This is a genomic window from Plesiomonas sp., from assembly GCF_051650925.1.
Classification (GTDB): Bacteria; Pseudomonadota; Gammaproteobacteria; order Enterobacterales; family CAMTGL01; genus Plesiomonas.
This window is the reverse complement of the sequence record NZ_JBOFRH010000493.1, coordinates 1-4918: the sequence shown is the minus strand read 5'-3', so window position 1 is coordinate 4918 and position 4918 is coordinate 1. Positions and strand designations below refer to the sequence as shown.

The 4918-nt window shown below is 45.4% G+C and carries 3 protein-coding genes; 1 reads left to right on the top strand and 2 read right to left on the bottom strand.

Going from position 1 to position 4918, the window contains the following annotated elements; genetic code table 11:
* Positions 1–278: 278 nt before the first annotated feature.
* Positions 279–1733, top strand: a complete 1455-nt coding sequence (gene phoA, locus ACRC27_RS11905) for an alkaline phosphatase (RefSeq protein WP_438639961.1) — start codon at positions 279–281, stop codon at positions 1731–1733.
* Between the two features lie 148 nt (positions 1734–1881).
* On the opposite strand, the gene rarD is transcribed toward phoA, so the two are convergent.
* Both rarD and sbcB read right to left on the bottom strand, forming a co-directional pair.
* A complete protein-coding gene (gene rarD, locus ACRC27_RS11900) occupies positions 1882–2814 on the bottom strand; it encodes an EamA family transporter RarD (RefSeq protein ID WP_438628910.1) in 933 nt (310 codons plus the stop codon).
* Positions 2815–2919: 105 nt separating this feature from the next.
* Positions 2920–4347 carry an exodeoxyribonuclease I gene (gene sbcB, locus ACRC27_RS11895; RefSeq protein WP_438639962.1) on the bottom strand — a complete coding sequence of 476 codons (1428 nt, stop codon included), beginning with the start codon at positions 4345–4347 and terminating at the stop codon, positions 2920–2922.
* Between the last annotated feature and the right edge of the window lie 571 nt (positions 4348–4918).

The window sequence follows — 4918 nt, the reverse complement described above, 5'->3', positions numbered from 1 at the left end:
CCACACAAACGTTGCGATAACCGCGTTGTGTGGCAACTGCAATATTGAGTTTTATCCTGCAAATATTGTCAGAAAATCAACGATATTCAGTGATTACGCCGGATTTGTCAGGATGCACAGACGTTCACGGCTGTAAATTTTGTGGCTATGTTTATTCGTACAGAGTGTCACCAGACTGTTTTGTGTTTGTAACTAAGCTGTCATTGTGAGCGCCTATATTTCCCATGCAGACCGACAACAGTCGGCAGGATACTGTTTTATATGGAGATATAATCACAATGACAACACGTTTTTCTTTTGCGCTTATCACTACGGCAATCATGATCTCTTTAGGGGCTCAGGCCGCTGACCATCAGGATGTTGGCAGTAAAGCAGATAAATCTGCCGGTACGCCACCGCTAAGTTCACGCGCAGCGCAAGGAGATATCACACAGTTTGGTGGTGCTCGCCGCGTGATTGCCGAGCAGACCGCTGCGCTGCGCGCCTCATTATCTGGCAAGCACGTGAAGAACGTGATTTTACTGATTGGCGATGGCATGGGGGATTCAGAGATCACCAGTGCGCGTAACTATGCTGAAGGTGCAGGTGGTTATTTTAAGGGGATTGATGCCTTACCGTTAACCGGCCAGTACACACACTATGCGCTGGATAAGAAAACCGGAAAGCCCGATTATGTGACTGACTCTGCCGCATCAGCCACTGCGTGGAGTACAGGCTTTAAAACCTACAACGGTGCACTGAGTGTTGATATCACAGAAACATCACACACAACATTACTGGAATTGGCTAAATTAGCTGGAAAATCGACCGGTAACGTCTCTACCGCAGAACTACAAGATGCTACACCTGCCGCGCAGGTTGCGCATGTTACTGCACGCAAATGTTATGGCCCTGATACCACCACACTGCTTTGCCCGAGTAATGCGCTTGAAAATGGTGGTAAAGGATCTGTAACAGAGCAAATGTTGAAAACCCGCCCCGATGTGTCACTGGGTGGGGGTATGAAAACGTTTGCTGAAGTCTCTAAAGCGGGGCAATGGCAGGGGAAAACATTGCGTGAGCAAGCACTGGCACAAGGGTATGTGATTGTTGAAAACAGAGATGATTTGGGCAAAATTACCCGTGCTAATCAGAAAGCACCGCTGTTAGGGCTGTTTTCTGATGGCAATATGCCGGTTCGCTGGCAGGGGCCGAAAGCCAGTTTACACGGTAATCTGACACAGCCTGCGGTGACTTGCACCAATAACCCGGCTCGTACAGCGGCAGTACCCACATTGGCAGAGATGACAGAAAAAGCGATTCACTTGCTTAAAGATAATAAAAAGGGTTTTTTCTTGCAGGTTGAAGGTGCTTCTATCGATAAACAAGATCATGCGGCTAACCCGTGCGGTCAGTTTGGTGAAACGGTAGATCTGGATGAAGCCGTACAAAAAGCGCTGGAGTTTGCACGTAAAGAGGGGGATACGCTGGTGGTTGTGACTGCCGATCATGCGCATTCCAGCCAAATAGTTGCGCCTGATACGAAAGCACCGGGCTTGACGCAGGCGCTGACGACCAAAGATGGTGCAATTATGGCCATCAGTTATGGTACGGCGGAAGAGGGATCTCAAGAGCATACGGGTTCACAATTACGCATTGCGGCATACGGCCCGCGAGCGGCAAACGTTGTCGGGTTGACCGATCAAACCGATCTGTTCTTTACTCTGCGTGATGCCATGAATATCAAGCAGTAAGCTTTATTTTAAATAAAGTAAAGTTCGATGCATGGCGGAGATAAGTATTTTCTTATCTCCGCCATTTTTTTATGCGATCTTTTGTGATGAGCTCTGGAGCGAGTGTTGTATTTACGGCGTGATTTACCGGATTAACACTGAGACTTGATCAGTGCGATGCATTGACCGGTCGAGCTTTTTGGTTGCTCTGCTTTAACCGCTGTTTTTGCTTGTACTGCTGATACATTACTTCCCCGACACACAGCACAAGCCCAAGCCAGATGAAACTAAAACTGATGCCCTTAACGCGATCAAATGGCTCATCAAAAATCAGCACTGCCAGCAAAAACTGCAAAGACGGCTCGATATACTGCACCAAGCCGACAATGGTCAAAGAGGTGCGTTTTACGGCCAAAGCAAACAGCAGCAGAGGCAGCAATGTGACCGGTGCACTGAGAATGTAGCCTGCGCGGGTGAGAGTATCGGCATCGAGCAGTACACTGTGACCACTGACTAGCAGCCACACGGCATAGGCCAGCGCAAAAGGAAACAGGCACAGTGTTTCCACGCTGAGCGCGGTGATTGAATCATAATTAACGTGTTTACGGATCAGACCGTATACGGCAAAAGCTGAACCCATCAGCATTGCTAGCCACGGTAATTGCCCGTAATGCCAAACCTGATAACCCACACCGATAATGGCGCAGATAACAGCCCAACGCTGATAACGGGTTAATTTGTCACTGAGAAATATAACGCCCAGTGCAATAGAGCAAAGTGGGTTGATAAAATATCCAAGGCTTGCAGAGAGCACTTGATCATGGGTGATAGCATAGGTGAATGCTGTCCAGGATATGCACATCACCAAGCTACCCAATAAACATCCAATCAGTGATTTTTTATCCAACCACACTTGTTTAAATGAGGTTTTATTCTGCATAAAACAGCGGGCAAGCAGTAACAGTGGCAGTGACCAAATTAACCGTTGTGAGAGCAGTTCAAGGGCATTTGCACCGGGAATGAGCCGGTAGAAGATTGGGGTTATCCCCCATAAAATAAATGCAGCGGCAGCGATAAAAGGGCCGGAAAACAGTAGGGGCATATATATTGCGGTATTGTTGTGCAATACCGCACCTGTAGGTAAATTATCGGATTATTTATGTTCAATGCCGATGAGCAAACAGCACGGAGCTAAAAGCGCCTATCTTTACGACATTAACTGTTGTCCATAATCATACAATGCTTTCAGCAATGCTAATTTTTCCGGATTATCGTCATAAAAATTTGCCAAATCTTCTAAGCTGCGCACAAATGCGGGGGCTTGTGCGGTAAGCGCTTCATGCCGGTGGGTAAACCACTGCTGTTGCTCAACCGCGGTTAATGTTTGAGGATAGTTGCGTGCACGGTGGCGAAACAGCAATGGCGTAATTCGCTTATCAGTAAATTGTAAATCTAATTCACCGAGTTGTTCGGGCGAGGTTTGCTGAATAATACGCATAGCTGCTTTATCGGCATCAGAGAAGAAACCGTCATATAGCTGTGCATCAACATTATTTTGTGCAGGGTACACTTTTTCCTGTGCAAATATGGCAACCAGTTTTTCCCGTAATTCAGGCGTCTCACGCAGGCGTTGTAAGTGAGCTAAACAAGCTTCACGGTTAATACCCAAACGCTCAGTATTTTCAGGTAACAGTGTTTTTGCCGGAGCCAAAATCGGACACTTGTTGATATGAACCAATTTCAGTGGAAGTCGGCTTTCACCGGCAGCCAGTTCTGCAGTGGGGGTGTACAGTTTTTCGCGTAGTACATCAGCGCTTTCAGTGAGTAGCGGGGTAATATCTCCAGCCAGATCAACCACAATTACCGCATTTTGGTTATGCGGATGCCACGCTATCGGGGCTATCCAGCTGGTATTGCCGCGCCATGCGCCGAACATACCGGAAACATGCACTAACGGTGACATATTCACCAGATCGAGTAGCGCAGAGATTTTACGTTTATGACGATGAGTCAAAAAATAATCAAACAGTTTAGGCTGTGCCTGTTTTAAGCGTTTTGCCATAGCAATAGTGGCATACACATCAGACATCGCATCGTGTGCCTGAGTATGCTCAATACCATTGGCACGTGTTAAGCGCTCAAGTTTAAAGCTGGGTAAGCCGTCATCACCCTCAGGCCACTCAATACCGTCTGGGCGAAGTGCGTAACAGGCGCGCACAACATCAAGCAGATCCCAGCGTGAATTGTGGTTTTGCCAGCTATAAGCGTAGGGATCAATGAAGTTTCGATAAAAAATATTGCGAGTAACCTCATCATCAAACCGGATATTGTTATAACCCACAATACAGGTGTTCGGCACACTAAATTGCTGGTGAATTTGGCGAGCAAATTCGGCCTCGCACACACCTTTTTTTGCCGCAAGTTGTGGCGTAATACCGGTGATCATGACAGCTTCAGGTTGTGGCAAATAGTCATCAGTCGGCTGGCAATAGATCACCAATGGTTCGTCTATGACATTAAAATCACTGTCTGTACGTACACCGGCAAACTGTGAAGGGCGATCAAGTGCTGGGTGAGTACCCCAAGTTTCAAAATCATAAAAGTAAAATGTGTTTTCGGTTGAAGACGTCATCAGAATACCGGATTTTTGTTAATGCTTCAGCGTAGCCTACGCTAACGTTGAAAGCGATGAATCAAGGCCATAGTCAATATATACCGGATTTTAGCAAAGAATCGTATCTATTGGCGGAATAAATAACAAAAGTGTACGAATATTTTTGTGTATATGCTTCAGGTTTAAATATACCGTAAAGTACCTATAAATAAATATTATATCTCTGTCATGTATGGTTGCATTTCTATTTTATTTTAACTCGGTTGTTTTACTTATAATTAAATACAGTATTAACATGATGGAGTAATTCTTATCAGGCAAGTGATAATACGAGTGTAGAGTATGAGTGAGTTTTTATTTTTAACTTAAAATAATACGCCGAGTTCTCTACTGTCTAATTAATTATTTTTTTGGAGAAATACGTCATGGATGTAAATGCCTCTTCTAGTGGAACATCGAGTAGTACAAGCACGCCAACAATAGATTCACAAAGCTCTATTGCATCAACATCTACTGCATCTACATCTAAACCAGAAAATATACTAAGTCAGGCTTCTTCGAGCTCTGTTTCTGGTGATACGGGAGGAACAAA